The following is a 25,166-nucleotide window of genomic DNA, read 5'->3' on the forward strand; positions in this document are numbered from 1 at the left end:
GCCCGCGAACGGGGCACACAAGCGCGCTGGCGCCTCATGCTGAACCTTTTCGCCACAACCTTTCGATTGATAACAGTTTTTTGGCGATCTCATTCGCCCGCCAGGCGCGTCTTGCGATGCAGCCTGAGGGCGAGGCGTCGTGACCATGCAATTATAGGGCGTACAAAGAATTTTTCGCTTCCGAGTGATCGGATTTTGTTCCTATTTGTTGATCGGATTATGGAAGCAAAGTTTTAGGCATGCCGTGCAAAAACCAGCGTAGGCCGCAGGCTTCCACCGCTGGGTGATCGTTCCGGCGCACGCGATCTCAGCACTTGGTAACGATGGGTGGGGTAGACGTGGAGGAGTGTATCGATTGGAAACATCCCATGATTGGCGCATTTCTCGTTGTGCTCGTAGTTCTGTTCATGCCGCAAAGCGCCGACGCACAGCGGCGTTCTTCGCAGGCTGACGCTCCAAAAACCTTCCGCGACTGCTCGAACTGCCCGGAGATGGTGCCTCTGCCAGCGGGCGAGTTTCTGATGGGATCGCCCGAGACGGAGCGCGGCCGCAACAAGGACGAGGGGCCGCAGCGCCGCGTGTCGGTTCCGGCCTTCGCGGCGGGCAAATATGAAGTGACCTTCGCCGAATACGACGCCTGCGTGGCGGATGGCGGTTGCGCCAACAAGCCCGCCGACGAGGGATGGGGACGCGGCCGCAAGCCCGCGATCAACGTCTCGTGGGACGACGCTCAAGCCTATGTTTCGTGGCTCTCGCGAACGACGGGCCAGCCCTATCGCCTGCTCACCGAAGCGGAATGGGAATACGCCGCGCGCGGCCAGACGACAGTCGCGGAGCGCGTGTTGCCCTTCTCGACGGGGCGAACCATCAACTACCGGCAGGCGAATTACGACGCGAATTTTGTCTACCCCGGCGGCCAGCAGGGCGAATACAGGCAGAAGACGACAAATGTCGGCTCGTTCCAGAGGAATGCGTTCGGTCTTCACGACATGCACGGCAATGCGTGGGAATGGGTCGAGGATTGCTATCGCCCGACCTACGAAGGCGCTCCGACCGACGCCACGGCCGTACAGGATGCGACCTGCGAGCTTCGCATTTTGCGGGGCGGCTCATGGAACTATCACCCCCGGCTTTTGCGTTCGGCGTATCGGTATGCCACGCCCGGCACCATTCGTCTCAATTCGTTCGGGTTTCGCGTCGCGAGGCCGCTTTGATGCATCTCTGAGGGCCTCGATATGAAAAAACTCAAGCTCATCACGTCCTGCGCGTTCGTTGTTCTCGTGGTGGCGGCGCTGTCCGCTCCCGCGCCAACACCCGCCGACGCGCGTTCGAACCGCTACATGGACGACGACTACACGCGGCCGAGGTTCGGGGCCGCGCCCGTGCTTGCCATCGTCGGCCTGAAACAACAGCGCATCACGGTCTACGACGCGCGCGGCAAGATGCTGGAATCGCCCGTATCGAGCGGCGCAACCGGCTATGAGACGCCGCCCGGCATCTACAGCATCGTGCAGAAGAAGGAGGAGCATCACTCCAACCTCTATGATGACGCGTCGATGCCCTATATGCAGCGCATCCTCTGGACCGGCATAGCGCTGCACGAGGGCGCTTTGCCCGGCTATGCCGCGAGCCATGGCTGCATCCGGTTGCCGGGCTCGTTCGCGCAGAGGCTGTTCGGCCTCACGAACATGGGCATGCGCGTGATCGTGGCGCGCGAGGACATCGCGCCCGCTCCGATCGCCCAGCCCTTCCTGTTCGGTGCGCGCGAGGTGGCAGAGGAAAGCGACGGCGAGACGTCGATCCTCGGGATTCCCGTGAGCGTCGGTCGCGATAATGGCTCCGACCTGTTGCAGCGGCTGCGCCTCAACGCGATGGCGAAGAGGGGCGAAGCGGAGGCCGCCGCCCGGCGCGAAAAGGAACTGAAGCAGATCGCGCAGAAAAAGGCCGCCGAAGCCGCGCCCGCGTTGAAGGTGGTTGCGGCCGCCGAGCGCGATGTCGCCAGGGCGGAGGCAGACTTCGCGGCGACGGCCAAGTTGATCGAGGGCGCCGACACGGACGCGAAGGCGGAAAAGGCGGCGAAGGCGAAGGAATTGGCGACAGCGAAGCTCGCATCGGCGCGCGAGAAGCTTGTCCAGGCGAAGGCGCAGGCTGAAGCGAAGGCCGCCGCCGCGTCGACGGCAAAGCAGGAAGCCGAGGCGGCGGAAGAGGCGAAAAGCACAGCGCAGGACGCCGCCGACGAGGCCGAACTGAACACCGCGCCCGTTTCGGTGCTCATCAGCCGCAAGACGCATCGGCTTTATATCCGCAAGGCCAACCAGCCGATTTACGAAGGCCCGGTCTCGATCCGCGATGACGACAAGCCCATCGGGTCATTCGTATACACAGCCGTCGATACGTCGCGTTCCGGCGCGCTGAACTGGAGCGTCGTTTCGCTGTACAAGGATGCGCTCAACGTCGAGCCTTACGTGAAGCAGAAGGAGCCGGCCTCGAAGAAGAAGCAGCCGCCCGCGCCGCCGCATGCGACCGATGTCGCGGCCGCGACGGCAGCGCTCGACCGGTTGACGGTGCCGCAGGAAGCGCTGGACAAGATTTCGGCGGTGGTGCTGCCGGGGTCGTCGCTCATCATCACCGATGAAGCGCCGAGCGTCGAAACCGGCAAGGACACCGATTTTATCGTGTTCATGAGCGGCGAGCCGGCAGGCAGCATGGCAATCCGCAAGCGCGCGCCGAGCCAGGGCTGGGCGCGTCGCGGTGGCGAGACGGACTTCTGGGGCAATCCGCGCCCGCGTCGGTATGGCGGCGGGGGAGGCGGCTGGTCGCGCGGCGGTGGCGGCGGGTTTCCGTCTTTCTTCGGCGGATTTTAGCCGAAGCCTCGATAGCTGAAGGAAACGCATCGAAAAAGGCTGGGGTATTCCCGGCCTTTTTCAGTCGGCGGCGGATCGCTGGGTTGGGTATCGCCGCCCTTCAGGAGCGCCTTTTTGCCGCTGCAACCTGCGAATTGAGCCGGTTTCATACAGCGGAGGCTTAATTGTGAGGACATTACGGCTCCGGTGCGCAAAAAAGTGATTGGCAAGCCGTAAACGCACTCTTATCTTATAGTCCGAGTGAGCATAAGGTCGAGTCGAGTGATCGGCTGGGACAGGAAACCCGAGGGGTTCCTTTTTTGCCTGTCCCTCTTATGCTCAGGCGGAGCATTACTCCCGGCGACGGGTGGTGGGGTGGAGGACTTTTCGGCATGGCATTTCTCGATAGCGGCGTGGAGCCGATCCGTCGGCATAGGGGCGCAGACCCGGTATGCACGCTCGATGCGGACATCGACATCGAACCCGCTCGCCATCATTTCGACGCTGCCTTCGTCCGCGAGGCCATCCGCGAACTGAAGCCGGTCTATGCCAAGGTCGAGCGCGTGATCCCGTCCTTCGAATGGGCCGCGCATGCGCCTTATATCAAGGCGATCCGCGACCTAAAGCGCGAGAAGAATGCCGTCGTTCTTGCTCACAATTACATGACGCCGGAAATCTTTCACGGCGTGGGCGACATCCTGGGCGACAGCCTCCAACTGGCGAAGGAAGCGGCCAAGACCGACGCGGACATCATCGTCCAGTGCGGCGTACACTTCATGGCCGAGACCTCGAAGCTGATGTGCCCGGAAAAGAAGATTCTTATCCCGGACCCGAAGGCGGGCTGCTCGCTCGCCTCGTCGATAACGGCCGAGGACGTGCGCGCGCTTCGCGCCGCCTATCCGGGCGTGCCGGTCGTCACCTATGTCAACACGAGCGCGGCGGTGAAGGCCGAATGCGACATCTGCTGCACCTCGGCGAATGCGGTGAAGGTGGTGGAAAGCCTCGGCGCGCCGCGCGTGCTGCTGATCCCCGACCAGTATCTCGCGCGCTACGTGGCGACGCAGACGAAGGTCGAGATCATCTCGTGGAAGGGCGCGTGCGAGGTGCATGAGCGCTTCACGGGCGCCGAGCTTCGCGGCTATCGCGAGGCCGAGCCGAACGTGAAGATCATCGCGCATCCCGAGTGCCCGCCGGACGTGATCGCCGAAGCCGACTACACCGGCTCGACAGCAGGCATGATCAAGTGGGTTACGGATCACCAGCCGAAGCGCGTCGTGCTCGTCACCGAGTGCTCGATGGCGGACAACGTTGCCTACGCCGCGCCGAAGACCGAATTTACGCGGCCGTGCAACCTGTGCCCCCACATGAAGCGCATCTCGCTGCCGAAGATTCTCGACAGCCTTCTTTACGAGAAAGTTGAGGTCACGGTCGATCCGGCAGTTGCGGATCGTGCGAGACTCGCTGTTGAACGTATGGTGAAGCTGCCGCTTTGAGCAATTCAAGGAAAACAGAAACCGAGTCTCCGCCCGGAGTTGCTACTGAACAATAAGCTGGAGCGCTTGAATGATTCCGTTTAATGCGGAGGCGCTTTAAGTCCGAAGCGTTGGCGGTGGCTGCCGCCGACGCTTCTGCAACCTCGTCGGTGAGGATGCGCCGACTTTTCAGGTGGGGAGCATCCCGAAATGATCGATAAACGCGCGAAAGACCTGCTGCCTTTTCGGCGGCGGACGGCGCCTGATCGCGTTCTGGTGGTTGGCGGCGGACTTGCCGGGCTGTTCACGGCGCTTCGGCTTGCGCCGCTGCCCGTCACGGTGCTGACGCCGAAGCCGCTCGGCGAGGGTTCGTCTTCGGCGTGGGCGCAGGGCGGCATCGCGGCGGCTATCGGCGCGGGCGACGATGCGGATTCTCACGCGGCGGATACCATCGCGGCGGGCGCGGGGCTGACCGATCCCGAGGTTGCGCGTGTCGTCACGAGCGAGGCGGGCGATCGCATCCGCGACCTTCTTTCTTATGGCGTGCCATTCGACCGCGAGCTTGATGGCAAGCTTCGTCTCTCGCAGGAGGCCGCCCACAGCGCGCGCCGCATCGTGCGCGTCGATGGCGACCGCGCGGGCAAGGCCGTGATGGCCGCGCTGATCGCAACGGTCGCGAAGACGCCGTCGATCTCCGTGCTCGAAAATGTCGAAGCGGTGGAACTCGTCAAGCGCGACGGCCGCGTGATCGGGCTTTACGCCACCCGCAGCGGCAGCCATGGACGAGCCTCGTTTCTCGCGGGCCGCGCGGTCGTGCTCGCGACCGGCGGTATCGGCCAGCTTTTCCGCGTCACCACCAACCCGGCGGAAGCGCGCGGCGGCGGGCTCGCCATGGCGGCGCGGGTCGGGGCCATCATCGCCGACCCGGAATTCGTGCAGTTTCATCCGACTGCGTTCGACGTGAGCCGCGATCCCGCGCCGTTGGCCTCGGAGGCCATTCGCGGCGACGGCGGCCGCCTCGTGAACCGCGACGGTGAGCGTTTCATGCTGGCCATCGACCCGCGCGGCGAGCTTGCTCCGCGCGACGTGGTGGCGCGCGGCGTGCATCGCGAGATTGCGGCAGGACGCGGCGCTTTCCTCGACGTGCGCGCGCTCGACCTCGCCCGCGGTTTCCCGACCGCCTACGAAGTGTGCACCGAGGCGGGCATCGACCCCGCGAAACAGCCGATCCCCATCGCACCCGCCGCGCATTATCATATGGGCGGCGTCTCGACCGACATGCGCGGACGCACCTCGCTCACCGGGCTATGGGCCTGCGGCGAGGTCGCGTGTACCGGGCTTCACGGTGCGAACCGGCTCGCGTCGAATTCGCTTCTCGAAGCGGTGGTGTTCGCGGCTCGCGTCGCTGACGATATCGCGGCGGATGCCCCGCACTGGCCCGCGATGGGCGACATCGAAGCACCCGAGACCATCGCCGTTCCGGTCGTCGAGCCTGCCGAGGAGGCGCGCCTTCTGAAGCGCCTGCGTGAGGTGATGGCGAGCCACGTCGGCGTCGAGCGAACGGCCGCAACACTGAAGGCGGCGCTCCAGTCGGTGGTCGACATTTCGCGCGTCGCCACTTCGCCTGCGCTTGCCAACATGGCCGCCTCCGCGATCCTGATCGCGGCCGCCGCGCATGAGCGCAAGGAAAGCCGCGGCGCGCATTGCCGGCTCGACTTCCCCACCGCGAAGGAGCGAAGCCGCCACACCTTCATGACGCTGACCGATGCCGTCGGGATTGCCGCGCGCGTGACGGGCAAGTCGGCTTTCGATGCCGAAGATGCGCGAGCGGTTCGGGCACGGGCGGCGGATCTGGCCGGGTAGGGCGTTTCAGGCGAGGCGCGCGAAGTCATTCGCGCGCCTCGGGGTAGAGTTCGTTTCAGTGAAACGCGGAACGGGCGCTGGGCGTTTCTTGCCGTTTTCGCCCGGCTTGGAGCGTTAGTTGTCGGGAACCACTCCGGGGAAAATAATGCACCAAGCGCGATTGCGATGCCTTCGTTTTACGGCCCCGCGCGCACGTACGAACCCGGCGCGTCCTCGATGGGTTGGAACCCGTTTCCGCCCGGCTCGCGCGGCGCGATCTTGTCCCCCGACAGCGAGCCGAGCCACTTCGCGTAGTCCGGCCACCACGAACCCGCATATTCCTTCGCACGCGCCACGAACGCGTCGACGGTCGGGATCGATTTCGGATCGCCGTCCTCAAGGATCCAGTGCTGGTATTTCGACCGGCTGGTTGGATTGACAACGCCTGCGATGTGCCCGGACCCGGCCAGCACGAAGCGGACTGGGCCGCCGAAAAGCTTCGAGCCGACGAGCACAGACTGCGCGGGCGCGATGTGGTCCTCGCGTGTGGCGAGTTCATAGATCGGGATCGTCACGCGGGACAGGTCGAGCGGCACGCCGCCGAGCGACAGAAGCCCACGCGCTAGCTTGTTGTCGCGGTAGAACTCGCGCAGGTAGAAGCTGTGGTTCGCGGGGGGCATGCGCGTCGAATCCGCGTTCCAGTACAGGAGGTCGAACGGGAACGGCTGCTTGCCGAGCAGGTAGTTGTTGACGATGTAGGGCCAGATGAGGTCGCGCGGACGGAGCATGTTGAACACGGCCGACATGCGCGCTCCGTCGAGGAAGCCGCGCTCCGCCATCACTTCGTCGAGCGCCTTCAATTGCTCGTCGTCGATGAAGACAAGTAGATCGCCTGCGTGGCTGAAATCGGTTTGCGCAGCAAGGAATGTGGCCGACGCGATGCGGTCGTCGCCGGTCGCGGCCATATAGGCGAGCGTGCTGGCGAGCAGCGTGCCGCCGACGCAATAGCCGACAGCGTTGGTCCGCGGCTCGCCTGTGATACGCAGCACGGCGTCGGTCGCGGCGAGCACGCCCTCGCGCATGTAATCCTCGAACGACTTCGAGGCGAGGCTGGCGTCCGGATTGACCCACGAGACGACGAAGACCGTGAAACCCTGATCGACGACCCACTTGATGAATGATTTCGGCGGCGTCAGGTCGAGGATGTAATATTTGTTGATCCACGGCGGCACGATCATCAGCGGCACGCGATACACGCTCTCGGTCGACGGCGTGTACTGGATGAGTTGCATGATGTCGTTCTGATAGACGACCTTTCCCGGCGTGACAGCGAGATTCTTGCCCACTTCGAACGCCGACATGTCGGTCTGGCGAATGCGCAGAAGCTCTCCCGACTGGTTCAGGTCTTCGACGAGGTGCTGCATCCCCTCGGCGAGGTTCTGCCCTCCTGTCGAAACCGTGGTGCGGATTATCTCGGGATTGGTGAACGGGAAATTGGAGGGCGAAAGCGCGGTCACGATCTGGTTCAGATAGAAATCGGCGCGCATCTTCGCATGTTTGTCGACGGTCGACGCGTTTTCGACGAGATCGCCCGCCCATTTTCCGGTCAGGAGATAGGCCTGTTTCAGAAAATCGAAAAACGCATTCTCAGACCACTCCTTGTCCTTGAAGCGCGGATCGCTCGGAGCCGGCTCGATCAGCGGCTTGACCTCTTCGCCGAGGAAACGCTGATAGGTGCGCCCCCAAAGATCGATGAGATCCTCATTAAGCTTCGCCTGGGCTGCGGCAAGCTTCTGCGGATCATTCATCCAGTATTGCGCGATCGGCGCGAAAATCTTGCCGATGTCGGCCATTCCGCCAGCGACCGTGAAAGCTCCGGAGCGCTTGTCCTTGTCCTCGTAGATTTTCGCGACGGCCTGCCCACTCGCCTCGAAGGCGCGAAGAAGGTTCGTCGCGAATTGCTCTGGAGACTGAAGGCCCGGCAAAGGTCTGGATGGCGCCGGGCCGCTTGCGGCTTCTCGCTTGTCGCCTTTTTGACGCTTGTCTGACATCCGTGCGTAGCTCTCCCAAACCGCAAAGTTATTCTTGCGTCCTTTTGCGCCCGTTGAATCGAGCATGGACCAATAATATAACATCCTGGCGTCGTTTGGTGAGGGGCCAAAAGCATTTCTTAGCCCGCTGCAATAGTCCTCCGACTAAGTACGTACTATAGCGCTTCGTGCACGCGTGTCCCGCTTCCGCGTTGTCGTCATATCAGCCATGACTCGACGCGATGGCGACTTAAAATCGTCGCAGGAGCGCGACCAGCTTGCCCTGGATTTTCACGCGGTCTGGACCGAAAATCCGTGTCTCGTAAGCCGGGTTGGCAGGTTCGAGAGCAATCGATTGTCCGCGCTTGCGAAGCCGCTTCAGCGTGGCCTCCTCGTCGTCGATGAGCGCGACCACGATATCCCCGCTCTCGGCAGCCGCCGTCTTTTTCAAAACGACGGTATCGCCCTCTTGAATCCCGGCCTCGATCATCGAATCGCCGCGCACTTCAAGCGCGAAATGATCGCCCGTCGAGAGGTATTCGGGCGGCATGACGAGAACGTGGCTGTGGTCCTCGATGGCCGAGCGGGGCACGCCCGCCGCGATGCGGCCCATCACGGGCACCGAAATGCCGCCATCGTCACGGTCGCGGATGAAAGGAGCCTGCGGTGCCTCTTCGAAAGACGAGCGGCGTGCCCCTTCGATCACGGTTGGCATGAAGCCTCGCCTTCGGTCGGGTTCGAACCCGACGCGGCGCTCCGGCATCTTCATCACCTCAAGCGCGCGAGCGCGGTGCGGAAGCCGTCGGATGAAGCCGCGCTCTTCCAGCGCCATGATTAGGCGATGGATGCCGGACTTGGATTTGAGGTGCAGCGCCTCCTTCATTTCGTCGAACGACGGAGGAACGCCGGTCGCTTCAATGCGCTCGTTGATATAGAGAAGGAGTTGCTTTTGCTTGGGTGTCAGCATGGGCGGCCCGGTTGTGGCGAAGGACTTGTACAAACCAAGAACACCAATAATCGTTCTCATTAAGTTCCGCAAGGGAAAAGGGTACTTTTGCAACCCGCCCTGCACAGAAGGGAATCTGTAGCCTCCCGAGATTTCCCAATGGCTAATTCGCCCGCCATGCCGCAAATTTCTGGAAGAATGATGCCTTTGCGCGAAGCGGAACGATCAGCGATAGCCACGATTCATGCGCACCTGACTGCGGTGGACGACGCCTTCCCCGTCTTCTCTTTTCAATCCGCCGAAGATGAAGGTCGATAATATCGTCATGATCCCGAGGACGATGAAGGCTTCGTGAAGACCGAAGCCCATCATCGCCTTTGCATGCGAAGGCGCATGTTCGGGAATGAAGAACGCCGTTATAAGTCCTGCCGCCGCTATGCCGAAACTGATGGATAGTTCCTGAGCGGTGCTTGCAATCGAGCCCGCGCTGCTTGTCTTGTGCGGGTCCATATCGGCATAGGCCATGCTGTTCATGGTCGTATACTGCAACGAGCTGAACGCGCCATAGAGGGAGGCCTGCAACACGATGAGCCAGACGGGCGTGTATGGCCCCACGGTTGCGAACAGCATCAGGAGCGCGCCCAGAATGATGGTGTTCGACGTGAGCATGTTGCGATAGCCGAGGCGGTCGAGAATGCGGGACAGCGCAAGCTTCGCAAGAATGCCGCCGATAGCCTGGGGCATGATGAGCAGCCCCGACTGCATCGGCGTGAAGCCCAGGGGGATCTGATAGAGGAGCGGCAGGAGGAAGGGCACGCCGCCGACACCAAGGCGGGTGAAGAAGCTGCCGCTGACGGAGATGCGGAACGTGCGGATGCGGAACAGGCCAAGCTCAAGCAGCGGCCACCGCGTCCGCAGCGAGTGATATCCGTAGGCGAGGATGAGGGCGATGGAGATTACCAGAAGCGCGATGCTTTGCGATGGCGTCAGAATATGCTCGCCGAAGATCTCTAGCACGTAGGACATTAAGGCGACGCCCGCCCCGAAAAGCACAAATCCAAGGATGTCGGGTGGCCTTTTCTCTTCGCGATAATCGGGCAGATAACGGGCGACAAGGATAAGGCCGATGATGCCGATCGGCACATTCACAAAAAATATGAAGCTCCAGTGCAGGTGAGCGACCATGAAGCCGCCCACCGTCGGGCCGATGACCGGGCCGATCCAGCCGGGGATGGTGACGAGGCTCAGGATGCGGATGAACTCGGTTCGATCGAACGTCCGCACGAGGGTGAGCCGACCCACGGGCACCATCATCGCGCCGCCGCACCCCTGAAGGATCCGGCAGGCGATGAGCATGTACATGTTTTGCGACAGCCCGGCGAGCAATGACGCCAATGTGAACAGCCCGATTGCGCCCGCGAACACGCGGCGCGTCCCGAAACGGTCCGCCATCCAACCGCTGATCGGGATGAAAATCGCCAGGCTGAGCGTGTAACTCGCCAGCACGGCTTTCATGCTGAGCGGGGGCACGTCCATCGCTTTCGCGATCACCGGCACGGCCGTGTTGAGGATGGTCGTGTCGAGCGATTCCATGAAATACGCGACAGCGACCAGCCACGGCAGCAGCCGCTTGACGGCGTCGGATGGCGGCTCTGGGTATGTGCCACTCGCGTCGGATCGACGAGTTCTTACCTGTTCGTCCATAGGCCTGGCTGTTCTTGCTGGCAAAGCCGGATTAAGAGATCATAGGCAGGCCGTAGAGTAAAGTTTCCAAGCTAAGCTTTAACGAGAAGCAATATTGCCAATGTCCTTATATATATCCAAACAATATTGTGATGCGAATTTTGATGCGTGCTTTTATTCATGGTGAAGGGGCTCCGATTAGAATCGATCGATTGGAAAGCTGCAACGTTGGCCTTCCGGCACCCGAGCAAAGGGTTCAGATGCACATCGACTCGTCACTCGTTCTCGACCGCGATGAGGCCCGGATCGAAAAGCTCGACCGGCTGTTCATCGACGCATCGCTGGCGCAGGTTCATCCCCTGATCCGCAGCTGGGGAGCGGTCGCCACCGAAGCGGAGTTGCGTGAGGCCCAACGCGAGGCGATCCGCGCGCTCGTGGACGAAGGCGGTGCGCGGGTGGCGCGGGCTTCGCGCGCCTTTCACTTGCCGCCGCGAAACGTGAGCCGTCTTATCGAGTTCGAAGGCCATCGGCTGATTGCAACCCTTGATGTGCAAAACGGGGCGCAGGGGCGCCCGTTCATCTGCCTTTTCCGCTCGACCATTCCGCCGGGTACGATCTCGGACTGGTCACGCCTGAAGCGGCGGCTTCTCCATCGCTTTGCCGCGTTCGAGCCGAGGGCGGTTCTCTTCTTTCATCCGTCCCACCTCCCTCTCATCGCGGAAACTGCGGGCATCGACGATCACCTCCTTGCCGCGCCCGCCCGAGAAATCGCCGGGATGCCGAAGGCCGTTGGTTCCGAGCGCGTCATCCTGAAACGAAGCAACGGCCTCGCGTTCTACCCGCGTTACAAGGCCGTCTACGAAGCAACCTATGTCGAGCGCCCCGGCTTGCGCGGCGAGGTGCGAACGGAGACCGAGAGCAGCCTCGCCTATTGCCTCCGGCACGGCTTCCTTTTCGAAATCTTCGTCGATGGCAAATGGGCAGGCGTCGTTGCCGCGAAGTGGCGGACGCTCGTCGGCATCCGTGGCGTCTTCATGGTGGAGATCGTGCTGGCCGGGGACGTGCGCGGGCAAAGGCTCGGCCCGGCGGTCCATCAGCTCTTCGCCGAGGCCGTCGCGCAGGCGGAGCCGGATGCGGTCATCATCGGGACGATTGCGGCAAAAAATCCGTGGTCACTCAAGGCCGCGCTTCGGGCCGGTCGGATCGAGATCGGCGCATGGCATTGGGTCGAACTGTGACCGGGGACGCCGCGCACTATACGATTTCGACGCCGATCCAACCCAACAATTCGTTAGCTCTGCGTTGAGCGGCGGCGCAGGTCTTCCCCGACACGCAAAACTCGACGAGATAGGCTTCGCGGTCCATCCGATCGATTTCGCCCCCCTCGGGCACGAGCTTCCTGACGAAAACGCAGTCGGTCTGTTGCTGCACCTTGTCGATCCCGCGGTAGCGTCTCACCCTGCCCGACCTTTCCGGCTGCACCACGACGGTAACGAAGCTGCGGTCGACACGGACCTTGTCGAGCACGGCCTTGATGCCAAGCTCATGCAGATTGACCGCGTGAATCGAAGCGACAAGGTCCGCAATCGAGCCGCCGCCAACCCTCGGATTGAACTCGACCGGCTTCATTCTGGCCGATCCCTTCAGTTCGATATGAAAGGGCGAATTCTCGAATTCCAGAACGTGAAGGAGCGACGTAACGCACTCTATGGCCTTTTCATTAGGATGATTGTTGCAGACGAGATATTCGAGGTCGCGGAAAACCGGCTCCTCCACCCTCCTCGTCTTCCGCTGCGCCACGAAATACTCGATGCCGCCGTGCGAAGTGGCAAAGCCCTCCATGCTCTCTTCCGTGCCTTCGATGTAGGCCTCGACAAGCACGAAGTCGTTCACCGGGCGACGGCAGGCGAATTCCAGAAAGGGCGCGGCGACCGTGTCCCCAAACATGCCGCGCTGCAAGGCCAGCGCTTTCTCGGCGGCGCTCCCAAGATTGCGCTCAAACGCATCGTCGTTCTCGACATGAGTCACGCCGAATCCGCCCGAGCCCACGACGGGCTTTACGATCAGGCGGCCGCTCCGCTCGGCCAAAGCGCGCAACGGCGGAAATCTGCCTGGCCGTTCGATGTATCGGCGCGGCAGGAGGACGTAGGGAACGTGATGCTCCGTATTCCTCAGGAGAAACCGCAAGTTCGGCTTCACCGACGTCTTCACGATGAGCGAGGGCGGAACCCCGGCGGCTGAGGGAAACGCTCGCCGAAGATCGAGGTAGCAGAGCCACATACGGTCCTGCCCGTTGAGGATGGCTCTGACGCGGATGCGCCCGCCGCCGAGGACGCGCCCCATGCGGCGGATTTCGTCGACCAGCGCGCGGTGATCGCGGTTCACGTTGCCCGACCGCAGGATCAGCGCCTCGGGCAGCCAGTTGCTGTAATCGGCACCGCTCCGGTTCAGGACAACGATCGGTATCAGAGCCGCTGCCTTGGCCGCCTGGATCGCGGGGACAACCTCGCCAAGTGCGTCGTAGCCAAGTATCAGGGCCACATCCACAGCCATGTTCCGCTCTCTGCGTCAGCTTCGAAGGGCGTAAGATGCGCGAAAGTTCCTTCGATTTCGATAGTCTCACCTTATGTGAACGCCGACGGCCGCCAGCAGCGGGATGAGCAGCCCGCCGAGCAGCGCCTCGCCCGCGATCATTCCCGAGGCGACGGTGATCGCATACCGGTCGTAGGTTTGCCGGTGGAAGCGCCTCCAGACGAAGCCCGCGACGCCGCCAAGCGCAATGGGTATGTTCAATTCGCCCGGAAGGATGAGCGCGAAGCCGAACCCCGTCACGCTCGGTATCCAGCCGACCCATGCCCTGTCGGACAGTTCCCTGATGACGCTGACGACGATCCCCGCAATCCCGGCGATAATGGTCGCCAGCAGCGCATATTCCGGCAGTGCTTCGATGCCCTTGGAAAGCAGAACCGCCATGTTCGCGATCTTGAGCCCCGTGGGCGCAACGAGGCCATCGCCGCCAAGGCCATATTTCTCAATGAGGATGGGATACATTATCGCGACGGCGGCCGCGCCGATGGGGACGGTCGCAATCTGCACATAGGTGAGAATTTGCGGCGATGATCCGATGATCCTGCCGGTCCTGTAATCCTGGATCATCCCTTCGGATTGCGAGGTGATGTTTCCGGCGATGCCCGCCGCGATCAGGTTAGAGCTGATATGCGTCGGCCAGAAGACCGCGAACAGCGCCTGAAGGGCGTTCGCCATCGCCGAGACGGGACCGATGTTGGTCTCTCCCTGCACGCGCATGCCTATGAGCATCAGCGGTAACGACGCCAGCACCGCGACGAAGGTCTGGAGATACGACATCTGGAAGAACGCGTGCTGGATCACGGCGAGCAGGATTGTCAGGCACACGGCGCTGATAGCGACGGCTCGCAGCGGTATGTCCTTCTCCCTGAAACCCCGCTCGATGTGGAGATCCTGGAAAATTTCCGCGATCGACCGCCATTTCATGAACAGCGTCGTGAAGGTTGCCGTGACCATGAGCGCGGTCGCGGGCCACATCACCCAGAAGACGACAATCGGAAAATACTTCTGGGCGTGCATGTTCTGCATGAGCCCGCAATGCTGCGAGATGAAAAGGGCCTGATCGGGCGCGGGTTTGACGAGCGCGACGAGGGCCTGACATCTGTCCCAATATTCGGGCGCGATCTGGCCCCGGACGATGTCGTCCCCGATCCCCGACCCGATGACCCACGGGCCGACGATGTATCCCGTCACGAGGGTGCCGAGCAGCATGGAGAGGCCGACATTAATCCCGACGAGCAATCCGCTGCCGACGTTGAGGAAACTCCATTCGAAGCCCAGGCGATAGGGCTTCGCGAGGTAAAGCGTCGGCAGCCAGCCGAGCCCTTCGCGCAACAAGACCACGCCTGCGGAAGCCACCGCCGTCAGTCCGAGCGCGCGCATCTTGTGCCGCGCCTCGCTCGGATGGGAGTCGAGAACCTCAATAGTTTCCGCCGCCGCTACGCCGCTCGCAAAGACCATTCTCGGGTCGTCCAGAATGTGCCTGCGGAAAATCACGGTGAAGACGACGCCGATAATGCCCGAGCAGGTGAGCCACAGGAACATCGGCCACGGGGCGATCTTGAGATGCATCTCGACGGTGTCGTTCAGGTCGAGATAGCCGAATGCAGCCGCGACAACGCACATGAACGCGGTGGAAGCCGCGCTCGTCCCGGCGGTCTGGATGACGTTGTTGAGGAAGCGGTTTTGTCCCCGCGTGCTGTAGGCCGTAACGTTGAGGAACATCGCGCCGAGAAAGGCGGAAACGACGCTCGCGTTCGGACCGAAGCCAAGCTTGAGGACGATATAGGGATAGGCGCCCGCGACGAGCGACGAGATCAGGGCGGCGCCGATGACGGACTGCCATGTAATTGCGCGAAGCGGCGACCTGTCGGGCCGCGTAATCCGCTCGGGTATGTCAGGTGGGTCTAACGAATGATCCATGGTCCCATCGCGCGCGGCAGCTTAACCCACAATACGCATGAAAGGTTTCGCAGTGGATCAACGCAATTCAGCTGTGCGAACGAGCTTAATTACTGCGCGCCTGTAAGAACGATTTTGAAGCTTTTGTGGTGCAGTGAGAGGAAACGCGCGCGAAGGTCGATGCATGAGCGGTGCAGTTCCGTGACCTGCTGCCCTCGCGCAGATTTCCGCCCGCAATCGGATGTAAAAGAGATGGGCCACGACAACCTTGGCGATGCACTGCCATATAGAGTTTCGGCGGAAGAGATGCCTTCGCCGACGCCGCTTGCCGACTACTTCGCCGCGAACGAGCCATCCCTTCGAGCGGCGCTCTACAAGCACGGCGCGATCCTGTTTCGCGGGTTCGATATCGTCGATGGGGCTGCGTTTGGAGCGGCCACCACCCGCATGGCCGGGCCTCTCCTGGATTACCGGGGCGGCGTCGCGCGGCGGCGGCAACTTGGCGACGGCGTCTACAACTCCACGGAGATGCCCGCAGACCGGACGCTCGCCGCCCACAATGAAAAATCCTACTCGGCTGCGCACCCCGATCTGGTGCTCTTTTGCAGTGTGACCGTAGCAGCCACGGGCGGGGCGACGCCTCTCGCGGATGGCAGGCGCGTCTGGCAAAGGCTGAGCACCCGCCTCAAGGATGAACTCCGAACGCGGCGGATCACCTACATCCAGAACCTGCACGGGGGCGTTGGGGCCGGCAAGTCATGGATGGCGGCTTATGAGACGGAGGATCGCGCAGAGGTGGAAGCCTTGCTGACGTCCATCGGTGCGCGCTTCCGCTGGAAGCCGGACGGCACGCTCCATGTCGAGGAGACGGTCAGCCCGATCAAGGTGCATCCCGTGACGGGGGCCGAGGCTTTGTTCTGCCCGGCCGACACATGGTATCGCAGCACGAGCGAATTCGGCGGCGGACGAACAGGCGCGGATCGCGCGGCGGAGGAGTTCCCCCAATATTGCCGGTTCGAAGACGGGGAAGAAATCGCCCCCTGGATGGTCGACGAAATCAGATCCACGATTTTGGCCGAGCTTCGCGAGTTTGCGTGGCGTCGCGGCGATGTGTTGCTCGTCGATAATCGCATCGCGCTTCACGGGCGGGCTTCGTTCACCGGGGACCGGCTGGTGCTCGTCGCCATAGCAATGGATCACCAGCGCTGATCGCAGCGCCGCGGTCGGTATCGCGGGATAAGCCGGGAGCAATGTCCGGTCTTGGCCACACAAACGCGATAAAAACGCCACGCTCACGCCCGATTTACCACAAAGTTTGGCGAGGCGGCTCGCGTTTCGAGACGATGCTCGGCGAAGTATATCTTGAGTGCAATCTCCACATTGATGCCGCCACGAGTGGTTTAGAATTATTCTATTTCTATATTATTCTTGAGTTATAAAGACTTGCTGGTCATCCCTGTTTACCTTAAATGCAAGACGCATTTAGAGGCAATGACACGGGAAGCCACCATGAGAAAAACTATTTTTGCCGGCGCGCTTTCAATCGCAACGATTATTTCGGCAATCGCGGCGCAAGCGCAGGAATTGACCGTTTATTCCGGTCGCGGCGAAAGCTTCGCTGGCCCGATCTTCAAGATCTTCGAGGAGCAGACGGGGATCAAGATCAAGGCGCGTTACGGCTCCACGGCCGAATTGTCCGCGCTTCTGAAGGAAGAAGGCGCGAAATCGCCCGCCGACGTGTTCCTTGCGCAGGACGCCGGCGCGCTGATCGAAAACCGCCCGCTTTTCGCAGATGCACCGAAGGCTCTCTCCGAAACCGTGCTGCCTCAGTTCCGCAGCAACGATCCGAAGTGGCTTGCCACGTCTGGCCGCGCGCGCACGCTCGCCTACTCGAAGGAGCGCGTCAAAGCCGACCAGCTTCCGAAATCCGTGTTCGACCTGACGAAACCCGAGTGGAAGGGCAAGGTCGGCTATTCGCCCAAGAATGCCAGCTTTCAGGCGTTCCTGACGGCGCTACGCGTTCAGGAAGGCGAGGAAAAGGCCAAGGCGTTCGTCAAGGGGCTCGTCGATAATGGCGCGAAGACCTACGCGAACAACGTCGCCATCGTACAAGCCATCGCCGACGGCGAAATCGATGCTGGCCTCGTCAACTCCTATTACCTGACGCGCTTCGTCGCCCGCGATGCCAAGGTGCCGGTGGCGCAGACCTTCTTCGACAAGGGCGATATCGGCAATCTGCTGTTCGTATCGGGCGCAGGCATCGTCGAGACCAGCAAGAACAAGGAAGACGCGGCGAAGCTGCTGGACTTCTTCCTGAGCCCCGCCGTGCAGCAGCACTTCGCAAGCGCCATCGGCGAATATCCGGTCATCAAGGGCGTCATCCCGAACCCGACCCTGACCGGCCCCCTCGCGACGCCGACCGACTACGCGCCCAAGGTTCCGCTCGAAAAGCTCGGCGACGTCAGCGCCACCAAGAAACTCCTGACCGAGCTTGGCCTCCTGTAACGATGAAGCTTCGGACCGAAACGGCAGGCGGGACGCGCAGCCCCCGCGCACAGGCGAGATGACAGCGCAACAGCAAGCCGCCGCCGAGCGTCCGGCACCATGGATCGAGGTTTTCGGCCGTCGCCGCGCGACAGGGCGAAAACCGCCGCTGTTCCTCATGCTGCCCGCCATCGTTGCGGGCGGCATGATGCTCATCCCGCTCGTCTATCTCGTCGTTCGGGCCAGCGCCACGGAGCGCACCGAACTCGCCGCCATCGTGCTGCGTCCGTTCACGCTGGAGGTCACGCTCAACACGCTGGCGCTCGTCGGCTCGGTGCTCGCGCTTACGACGGCGATTGCACTGCCGCTTGCGCTCCTCGTCACGCGGACTGACATTCCGGCGAAACGCGCGATCACCATCCTCGCCACGCTGCCGCTTGCCATTCCCGGCTATGTGATGGCCTACGCGTTGATCGGGCTGTCCGGCTATTACGGGCCGCTCAACGCGTTCTTCGGCCTGCGCCTTCCGCGCCCGGAAGGGCTGTTCGGCGCAGCGCTGGCGCTTTCGCTCTACACCTTCCCTTACGTCTTCCTCAACATGCGCGCGGCGCTCCTCGGCCTCGATCCGGCGCTGGAGGAAAGCGCGCGCAGCCTCGGCCGCTCGTCGCGCGCGGCCTTCCTGTCGGTGACGCTGCCGCATCTGCGCCCGGCCCTGCTGTCGGCCTGGCTCGTCGTCGCGCTCTATACGCTTGGCGATTACGGCGCGATTGCCCTTATGCGCTACGATGTGCTCTCGTCCGCGATCTTCAGCCAATACGCCAATGCCTTCGAGGTGAATTACGCCGCGTGGCTCGCGCTGATGCTGCTCGCAATTGCCGCCGCCTTTCTCGTGCTCGAAGGCGCGTTGAACCGCGGGCGGCGTCTCGCGCGGACGGGCACAGGAACGCGCCGGAGCATCCCCGTCGTGGCGCTCGGGCGATGGCGCTGGCCGGCGCTTGGTTTCGCAGCGCTCGTTCACCTCGCGTCGCTCGGCGTGCCCGCGCTCGTCATCGCCTTCTGGCTTTCGCGTGCTCCCGCCGATGTGGATTGGGCCAAGGTGCCGGCCACGGTGCTCGGCACGCTTTCGGTCGCGCTGCCCGCCGCAGCGCTCGCCGTCGCCATCGCGGTGCCGGTGGCGCTGGTCGCAACCCGATGGCCCTCGCGGCTGACCTACGGCATCGAGCGCATGACGTATTTCGGCTATGCCGTGCCCGCGCTCCCCTTTGCGCTCGCGACAGTGTTCTTCACGCTGGCGGTCGTGCCCGCCCTCTACCAGACGCTTGCGATCCTCGTCATCGCGCTGGCGCTGCACTCGGCGGCGCTGGCTGTCGGTCCCGTCCGCGTCCGCCTCCTGCAGATCGGCCCGCGCGTCGAGGAAAGCGCGCGTTCGTTCGGCTATTCCGCGCCAGCCGCCTTCCGCTCCGTGACGCTTCCGGCGCTCTCGCGAAGTGTACTGGCTGGCGCGATCTTCGTCTTCATAATGGTAGCGAAAGAGCTGCCGATAACGCTTCTTCTCGCGCCCTCCGGCTTCACCACCATGGCGATGAACGTCTTCAGCCGCACGCATGAGGGCATGCTCTACGAGGCCGCGCCCTATGCCGCGCTCATGATCGCCTTTTCCGCGATATCCGTCGCGCTGATGCTCCGTTCCGAAAGGGATCGCCCGTGACCGACATCACGAACACCGCAGCGCCCTTCCTGCGCATCGATGGCGTTTCAAAGCGCTTCGGCGACGTAGCCGCGCTTCGCGACGTCTCACTCGATCTTCGCGAAGGCGAGATCCATGCGCTGATCGGCCCTTCGGGCTGCGGCAAGTCCACACTTCTGCGCATCGTCGCCGGGTTCGAGGGTGCGGACGAAGGCGCCGTTCATCTTGGCGAGCGCCGCATCGACACGCTCAAGCCCGAGGCGCGCGGGATCGGCATCGTCTTTCAGGATTACGCGCTGTTTCCGCATCTGACGGTGGCGCAAAACGTGGCGTTCGCGCTGAAATACGCGGACGATGCCCGCCGCGCGGCCGGGACAGCGCCGCTCCTGCGCATGGTCCGCCTCGACGGGCTAGAAAGTCGCTATCCGGACGAATTGTCGGGCGGGCAGCAGCAGCGCGTCGCGCTCGCGCGCACCTTCGCTGCGGGGCCGCGCGCCATCCTGCTCGATGAGCCGTTTTCCAATCTCGACGCCTCCTTGCGCGAGACGACTCGGCGCGAGATCCGCGACATCCTGAAGGCGAGCGGTCTCGGCATCCTGTTCGTCACCCACGACCGCGAGGAGGCACTGTCCTTCGCCGACCGCATAAGCGTGCTGCGGGATGGCGGCGTGGAGCAAACCGGCCTGCCGAAAGACCTGTATTTCCGTCCGGCGAATGCCTTTGTCGCGGGGTTTCTCGGCTCGACCAATTTTCTCGATGGCATCGCGGACGGGGCGAGTGCCGAAACGCCAATCGGGCGCGTTAGCCTCGACCGACCCGCGAGCGGACCCGTGCAGCTGTCGCTGCGTCCCGAAGCGATCGGCATTGCGCCCGAGGGCAGCGATGGCGTTCCGGCCATCGTCGCGAGCCTCGTGTTCAAGGGGCATGACGCCTCGGCTTTCGTGCGTGTCGGAGAGGCGACGTTTGAGGTGCTGATGCCCGCATCGCTCGACGTCCAGCCGGGGCAATGCGTGAGCGTCGCGGCGCGTGCGTCCGCCGTTGTGCTGAAGGGGTGAGAAGGAGTCTGAGGTTAGTCGCGCGCTCCGGGTGGCCTTTGGAGCATGCGACGCTGTGAAGGCTTCGTGCCGCCTCCGTGATTACTGCGGCAAACTCGTTCGGATGGGATTCATAAACCGAGTGACTGGCGCCCCGATCTCGGTCGTACGGCTTTTGGCCCGAGTGTAATACCAGCGTTCGAGGTCGGGGTGAGGATCTGGTCGTTGCTGGCGACGATCCCCCAACTTGGCTTTGTTCTCCGGGCGGCTTCGGTCTCATAAGATCGAGACGCTGGCGAACGCATTCAGGAGTTCTCGGCAGTCGAGACAAAGCGGCGAGACATACGCCTATGATATATTTCTAAGCAATATCTCTCGCACTTATGGCCCCTAGCCGAAGCCCTCTTGACCTTTTGTCGAACCGCGCTCTAATGAGGCTGCGGTCCTCGTAGCTCAGCAGGATAGAGCACCAGATTCCTAATCTGGGGGTCACAGGTTCGAATCCTGTCGGGGACGCCATAAAATCAAGGGCTAAGGCGAAACCGAAAAAGACTTACGGAAGCCGGAGACATCACCGGGGACATCAGAGCAGGAGCCTTTGCAACCCCGTGCATCCTCGTTAACGAATGGCGGCGACCGCAAGGAAGTGGCCTAACGGCAGCGCCGCACCTTCCTTGATCGCGCCTCTTTCATCGGAGGTCGCAATTGACCACCATCGCCCTTTTCGATCTGAACAAGATGTTCGCGCTCGTAATTGCGAGCGCTTGGAAAACGTTGAACCGCCATGAGCGTGGCCGAAAACGGGTGCGACGTGGCCGTCACGACTCGACACGAACATTGATGGGGACCTGATGAAAGATGGCTTGAGATGATGTCGTCGGTATCCTAGAGGTCTTGGCATGGTTGATAAATTAGCCCTCGAAGGTACCCCCATCGAGCCGATCCGGCTGAAGGACGCGCTCGAAGAGCGCTACCTCGCCTACGCGCTCTCCACGATCATGCACCGTGCGCTCCCCGACGTACGCGACGGGCTGAAGCCGGTGCACCGCCGCCTGCTGTTCGCGATGCGACAGTTGAAGCTCGACCCGGCGGGCGGCTTCAAGAAATGCGCGCGCGTCGTCGGCGACGTGATCGGTAAATATCATCCGCACGGCGACCAATCGGTGTACGACGCGCTGGTGCGCCTCGCGCAAAGCTTCTCGCAGCGCTATCCGCTGGTGGACGGGCAGGGCAATTTCGGCAATATCGACGGCGATAACGCGGCCGCGATGCGTTACACCGAAGCGCGCATGACGGCCATCGCGGCGGCGCTGCTCGATGGGATCGACGAGGACACCGTCGATTTCCGCGAGACTTACGACGGCGAGGAAGAAGAGCCGGTGGTGCTGCCCGCCGCCTTCCCGAACCTGCTCGCGAACGGTTCGTCGGGCATCGCGGTCGGCATGGCGACGTCGATCCCACCGCACAACGCCGACGAGGTTTGCGACGCGGCCCTCTATCTCATCAAGCACCCGAAGGCGAGCGTCGAAACGCTGCTCACCTATCTGCCGGGGCCGGACTTCCCGACCGGCGGCGTGCTCGTGGACGACACGGCGGGCCTCGTCGAAGCCTACCGCACGGGGCGCGGCTCGTTCCGGCTGCGCGCGCGCTGGCACACCGAGGATACGGGGCGCGGCGGCTATCAGATCATCGTCACCGAGATCCCTTATGGCGTGCAGAAGTCGCGCCTCATCGAGAAGATGGCGGATCTTCTCCAGGCGAAGAAGCTGCCGCTGCTCGGCGACATCGACGACGAAAGCGCCGAGGACATCCGCATCGTCATCGAGCCGAAATCGCGCAACGTGGACGCGGCGCTGCTCATGGAGCAGCTTTTCCGCCAGACCGAGCTTGAGGCGCGCATCCCGCTCAACATGACGGTGCTTTCGAAGGGGCAGGTGCCTCAGGTGCTGGGCCTCGCGCAGGTGCTTCAGGAGTGGCTCGACCATCGCCGCGTCGTGCTGCGCCGCCGCTCCGAGCATCGGTTGCGCGAAATCGATCACCGGCTCGAAGTGCTGGGCGGCCTGCTCATCGCCTATCTGAACCTCGACGAAGTGATCCGCATCATCCGTAACGAGGACGAGCCGAAGCAGGCGCTGATCGCGCGTTTCGCGCTGACCGACGTGCAGGCCGAGGCGATCCTCAACATGCGGCTGCGCAGCTTGCGCAAGCTCGAAGAGATCGAAATCCGCGCCGAGAACGATCGCCTCACGACGGAGCGCGAAGGGCTGGTCGAGCTTCTGGGCTCCGACGAGATGCAATGGGACCGGATTTCAGCCGAGATCAAGGGCATCAAGAAGCAGTTCGGCAAGTCAACGCCGCTCGGCAAGCGGAAGACCACCACTGCTGCGCTGCCGGACATCGACGTGGCCGTCGAGGAAGCGCTGATCGACAAGGAGCCGGTGACGGTTGTGCTGTCGGAGAAAGGCTGGATCCGCGCGCTGAAGGGCCATGACGGCGATCTCGCCAAGCTTACCTTCAAGACGGACGATGTGCTGAAGGTCGCGATCAAGGCGCAGACGACGGACAAGATCGTGCTGTTCGCCACCAACGGGAAATTCTACACGCTCGAAGCGAGCGAGCTTCCTGGCGGGCGCGGGCAGGGCGAGCCGGTGCGTCTCATGATCGATCTGGACGAGGCGGACGAACTGCTCGAAGCCTTCGTGCACAGGCCGGGCCGCAAGCTCGTTGTGGCGTCGAGTGTGGGCAACGGCTTCGTTGTGACCGAGGACGAGGTCGTCGCGCAGACGCGCAAGGGCAAGCAGGTGCTGAACCTCGGTGACGGAGAACGCGCGGTACTGTGCCGCCCGGCCGAAGGGGATGCGGTGGCCGTGGTCGGCGAGAACCGCCGGTTGCTCGTGTTCCCGCTCGCCGAGTTGAACGAGATGACGCGCGGTCGCGGCGTTCGCCTCCAGAAATACAAGGATGGCGGCCTCGCCGATGTGCAGGTGTTCGACGCGGCGACGGGCCTCAAGCTCGGCGATACATCAGGGCGTGTTCGCACCATGACCGAACTGGACGAGTTCAAGGGCGCGCGCGCTGCGGCTGGCTCGGCCGTACCGAAGGGCTGGCCGAAATCGGGCCGCTTCGGGCTGACGGGGTTCGAAACCGCCTGATCGTCATCGCAAGGCGTTTTCGGCGCTCTCCGGTAGGTCGGTCGGCCTATGACGCGCTGGCGGCAGGGAGCCACACCCGCACCCTGAGGCCGCCTTCCGGCCTGTTCGCCAGCGCGATTTCGCCGCCATGGGCTCGCACGATGTCGCGCGCGATGGCGAGGCCGAGGCCGACGCCGCCCGTCTCGGGGCAGCGGGAATCTTCGAGGCGGCGGAACGGCTGGAAGGCGATCTCCGTCTTGCCCGGCGGAATACCCGGCCCGTGATCGGCCACCGTCACCTCGACGCCCTCCTCCTTCGCCGCCAGAAAAACCTCCGCGCGGCTGCCGTACTTCACCGCATTGTCGATCAGGTTTGCGAAGACGCGTTTCATCGCGGTCGGCTGGCAGATGAGAAACGCGTGGTCCGGTCCCTCATACTCAGCGGGGCGGCTGCGGTCGGAGAACGTATCGCACAGGCTGATGAGCATCGCCGCGAGGTCCACGCGTTCGGCGCGCTCGCCCTTGAGGTCGTCGCCCGCGAAGGTGAGCGTCGCCGAAATCATCCGCTCCATCTCCTCCATGGCGGCGATGAGATCGTCCTTGGTCTCGCCGTCCGGCAGCCGCTCGGCGTCCAGGCGAAGGCCGGTGAGCGAGGAGCGCAGGTCATGCGAAATCGCGGCAAGCATCTGCGTTCGTTCGTCGATGAAACGCTTGATGCGGTCCTGCATGTCGTTCAGCGCCTCGGCGACGACGGTGAACTCGTTCAGATTGGTCATGTCGATTGGAACCGGGTCGCGCGTGCGGCCGAGACGCTGGGCGGCATCCACGAGTCGGCTGAGCGGCGCGAGGACACGGCGCGACGTTATCGCGGACAGAATCACCACAAGCAGGATGGCACACAGGATACTCGCCATCCTCGGATCGAAGAAGGGCGCGAATCGCGGCGGGCGGTTCGGCCCGATCGTGAGCGTGTCGCCGTTAATGCCTTGCATGACGATCTCGAAATCGCCGAACAGCGGAAAATCGCCCTCCCCGGGTTCGAGGGGGCCGGTCCGCATCGCCTTCATGAACTCCGGCGGGACGAAGCGCGTTTCGCCCGGCTCTAGCCTCGGAAATGACGGCGGCCCTCGGCTCGTGATGATGACGCCGGTGCCCGATCCGCTGAGCTCGCTGGCAAGGGTCGCACGAAGCCTTTCATGGAGAGAGCGGCGTCCGGTAAAGGGAAGGTCATGCGGAAGGGGCGGCGGGGTCATTCCGCGCGGGTGCCAGCGGATGTCGAGGCCGGTGCGGGTTGCGAGTTCTCTTGCGGCGGTCTCCCGCTCCGCCTCGGGAACGGCGAAGACGGCGCGCGTCGTTTCGGTCACTTCGGCGATGAGCCAGCGCGCGCTGTAGACCGTTACGTGCGGGCGCGGCATCAGGAAAAAGACGGCCGAGTTCAGCGCCTGCACCGCGAGAAGCGCGATCAGCGTCGTGATGGCGATGCGCGTGCCGAGGCTGAAACGCGGGCGAAGGCTCGGCAGTCTCATT

Annotated in this window: 16 protein-coding genes and 1 tRNA gene; 11 read left to right on the forward strand and 6 right to left on the reverse strand. The window is 63.1% G+C overall.

Annotated features, from left to right (window positions below):
• Positions 1-368: 368 nt before the first annotated feature.
• The 4 genes from T281_RS00265 (at position 369) to T281_RS00280 (ending at position 6,178) form a co-directional block, all read left to right on the forward strand.
• Complete coding sequence (locus T281_RS00265) at positions 369-1,214, forward strand: formylglycine-generating enzyme family protein (RefSeq protein ID WP_037232388.1); 846 nt, start codon at positions 369-371, stop codon at positions 1,212-1,214.
• A 21-nt stretch (positions 1,215-1,235) separates the two neighbouring features.
• Positions 1,236-2,864: a L,D-transpeptidase family protein gene (locus tag T281_RS00270; protein WP_052036854.1), complete on the forward strand. Its 1,629-nt coding sequence runs from the start codon at positions 1,236-1,238 to the stop codon at positions 2,862-2,864.
• A 371-nt stretch (positions 2,865-3,235) separates the two neighbouring features.
• The gene (nadA, locus tag T281_RS00275) at positions 3,236-4,336 is read left to right on the forward strand and encodes a quinolinate synthase NadA (protein WP_037232391.1); all 1,101 of its coding nucleotides are present in this window, start codon (positions 3,236-3,238) and stop codon (positions 4,334-4,336) included.
• Between the two features lie 189 nt (positions 4,337-4,525).
• On the forward strand, positions 4,526-6,178 hold the full coding sequence (locus tag T281_RS00280) for an L-aspartate oxidase (RefSeq protein ID WP_052036855.1): 1,653 nt from the start codon (positions 4,526-4,528) through the stop codon (positions 6,176-6,178).
• A 176-nt stretch (positions 6,179-6,354) separates the two neighbouring features.
• Here T281_RS00280 and T281_RS00285 read toward each other — a convergent pair whose 3' ends face one another.
• The 3 genes from T281_RS00285 to T281_RS00295 form a co-directional block, all read right to left on the reverse strand.
• The gene (locus T281_RS00285) at positions 6,355-8,208 is read right to left on the reverse strand and encodes a PHA/PHB synthase family protein (RefSeq protein ID WP_037232502.1); all 1,854 of its coding nucleotides are present in this window, start codon (positions 8,206-8,208) and stop codon (positions 6,355-6,357) included.
• Positions 8,209-8,437: 229 nt separating this feature from the next.
• Complete coding sequence (lexA, locus tag T281_RS00290; RefSeq protein ID WP_037232399.1) at positions 8,438-9,154, reverse strand: transcriptional repressor LexA; 717 nt, start codon at positions 9,152-9,154, stop codon at positions 8,438-8,440.
• Positions 9,155-9,358: 204 nt separating this feature from the next.
• Positions 9,359-10,837, reverse strand: coding sequence for a DHA2 family efflux MFS transporter permease subunit (locus T281_RS00295; RefSeq protein WP_037232406.1), 1,479 nt, complete (start codon positions 10,835-10,837; stop codon positions 9,359-9,361).
• 239 nt (positions 10,838-11,076) lie between these two features.
• Here T281_RS00295 and T281_RS00300 point away from each other — a divergent pair, with 239 nt between their 5' ends.
• Complete coding sequence (locus T281_RS00300; protein ID WP_037232408.1) at positions 11,077-12,054, forward strand: hypothetical protein; 978 nt, start codon at positions 11,077-11,079, stop codon at positions 12,052-12,054.
• 16 nt (positions 12,055-12,070) lie between these two features.
• Here the strand turns inward: T281_RS00300 and T281_RS00305 are convergent, their stop codons facing one another.
• Together T281_RS00305 and T281_RS00310 are read right to left on the reverse strand one after the other, a co-directional pair.
• The gene (locus T281_RS00305) at positions 12,071-13,369 is read right to left on the reverse strand and encodes an ATP-grasp domain-containing protein (protein WP_037232411.1); all 1,299 of its coding nucleotides are present in this window, start codon (positions 13,367-13,369) and stop codon (positions 12,071-12,073) included.
• Between the two features lie 66 nt (positions 13,370-13,435).
• Positions 13,436-15,325: an OPT family oligopeptide transporter gene (locus T281_RS00310; protein ID WP_037232414.1), complete on the reverse strand. Its 1,890-nt coding sequence runs from the start codon at positions 15,323-15,325 to the stop codon at positions 13,436-13,438.
• Positions 15,326-15,556: 231 nt separating this feature from the next.
• Between T281_RS00310 and T281_RS00315 the strand changes: the two genes are divergently transcribed.
• From T281_RS00315 to parC, 6 genes are all read left to right on the forward strand, one after another.
• The gene (locus tag T281_RS00315; RefSeq protein ID WP_052036856.1) at positions 15,557-16,513 is read left to right on the forward strand and encodes a TauD/TfdA family dioxygenase; all 957 of its coding nucleotides are present in this window, start codon (positions 15,557-15,559) and stop codon (positions 16,511-16,513) included.
• A gap of 300 nt (positions 16,514-16,813) precedes the next feature.
• Positions 16,814-17,809, forward strand: a complete 996-nt coding sequence (locus T281_RS00320; RefSeq protein WP_037232417.1) for an iron ABC transporter substrate-binding protein — start codon at positions 16,814-16,816, stop codon at positions 17,807-17,809.
• A gap of 58 nt (positions 17,810-17,867) precedes the next feature.
• Positions 17,868-19,496, forward strand: coding sequence for an ABC transporter permease (locus tag T281_RS00325; protein ID WP_245269114.1), 1,629 nt, complete (start codon positions 17,868-17,870; stop codon positions 19,494-19,496).
• Positions 19,493-20,530 carry an ABC transporter ATP-binding protein gene (locus tag T281_RS00330; protein ID WP_052036857.1) on the forward strand — a complete coding sequence of 346 codons (1,038 nt, stop codon included), beginning with the start codon at positions 19,493-19,495 and terminating at the stop codon, positions 20,528-20,530. The genes T281_RS00325 and T281_RS00330 overlap by 4 nt, the downstream gene beginning before the upstream one ends.
• 421 nt (positions 20,531-20,951) lie before the next feature.
• Positions 20,952-21,028, forward strand: a tRNA-Arg gene (locus tag T281_RS00335).
• Positions 21,029-21,408: 380 nt separating this feature from the next.
• The gene (gene parC, locus T281_RS00340) at positions 21,409-23,661 is read left to right on the forward strand and encodes a DNA topoisomerase IV subunit A (RefSeq protein WP_037232421.1); all 2,253 of its coding nucleotides are present in this window, start codon (positions 21,409-21,411) and stop codon (positions 23,659-23,661) included.
• Positions 23,662-23,707: 46 nt separating this feature from the next.
• Here the strand turns inward: parC and T281_RS17235 are convergent, their stop codons facing one another.
• A complete protein-coding gene (locus T281_RS17235; protein ID WP_052036858.1) occupies positions 23,708-25,165 on the reverse strand; it encodes a sensor histidine kinase in 1,458 nt (485 codons plus the stop codon).
• Position 25,166 lies beyond the last annotated feature (1 nt).

This window comes from Rhodomicrobium udaipurense JA643 (assembly GCF_000636015.1).
In the GTDB taxonomy this organism is placed as follows: Bacteria; Pseudomonadota; Alphaproteobacteria; order Rhizobiales; family Rhodomicrobiaceae; genus Rhodomicrobium; species Rhodomicrobium udaipurense.

Bases quoted from the DNA above. Each gene is read 5' to 3' on its own strand.
- T281_RS00265 (WP_037232388.1), top strand. From the start codon at position 369: ATGATTGGCGCATTTCTCGTTGTGCTCGTAGTTCTGTTCATGCCGCAA.
- T281_RS00270 (WP_052036854.1), top strand. From the start codon at position 1,236: ATGAAAAAACTCAAGCTCATCACGTCCTGCGCGTTCGTTGTTCTCGTG.
- nadA (WP_037232391.1), top strand. From the start codon at position 3,236: ATGGCATTTCTCGATAGCGGCGTGGAGCCGATCCGTCGGCATAGGGGC.
- T281_RS00280 (WP_052036855.1), top strand. From the start codon at position 4,526: ATGATCGATAAACGCGCGAAAGACCTGCTGCCTTTTCGGCGGCGGACG.
- T281_RS00285 (WP_037232502.1), bottom strand. From the start codon at position 8,208: ATGTCAGACAAGCGTCAAAAAGGCGACAAGCGAGAAGCCGCAAGCGGC.
- lexA (WP_037232399.1), bottom strand. From the start codon at position 9,154: ATGCTGACACCCAAGCAAAAGCAACTCCTTCTCTATATCAACGAGCGC.
- T281_RS00295 (WP_037232406.1), bottom strand. From the start codon at position 10,837: ATGGACGAACAGGTAAGAACTCGTCGATCCGACGCGAGTGGCACATAC.
- T281_RS00300 (WP_037232408.1), top strand. From the start codon at position 11,077: ATGCACATCGACTCGTCACTCGTTCTCGACCGCGATGAGGCCCGGATC.
- T281_RS00305 (WP_037232411.1), bottom strand. From the start codon at position 13,369: ATGGCTGTGGATGTGGCCCTGATACTTGGCTACGACGCACTTGGCGAG.
- T281_RS00310 (WP_037232414.1), bottom strand. From the start codon at position 15,325: ATGGATCATTCGTTAGACCCACCTGACATACCCGAGCGGATTACGCGG.
- T281_RS00315 (WP_052036856.1), top strand. From the start codon at position 15,557: ATGGGCCACGACAACCTTGGCGATGCACTGCCATATAGAGTTTCGGCG.
- T281_RS00320 (WP_037232417.1), top strand. From the start codon at position 16,814: ATGAGAAAAACTATTTTTGCCGGCGCGCTTTCAATCGCAACGATTATT.
- T281_RS00325 (WP_245269114.1), top strand. From the start codon at position 17,868: ATGACAGCGCAACAGCAAGCCGCCGCCGAGCGTCCGGCACCATGGATC.
- parC (WP_037232421.1), top strand. From the start codon at position 21,409: ATGGTTGATAAATTAGCCCTCGAAGGTACCCCCATCGAGCCGATCCGG.
- T281_RS17235 (WP_052036858.1), bottom strand. From the start codon at position 25,165: ATGAGACTGCCGAGCCTTCGCCCGCGTTTCAGCCTCGGCACGCGCATC.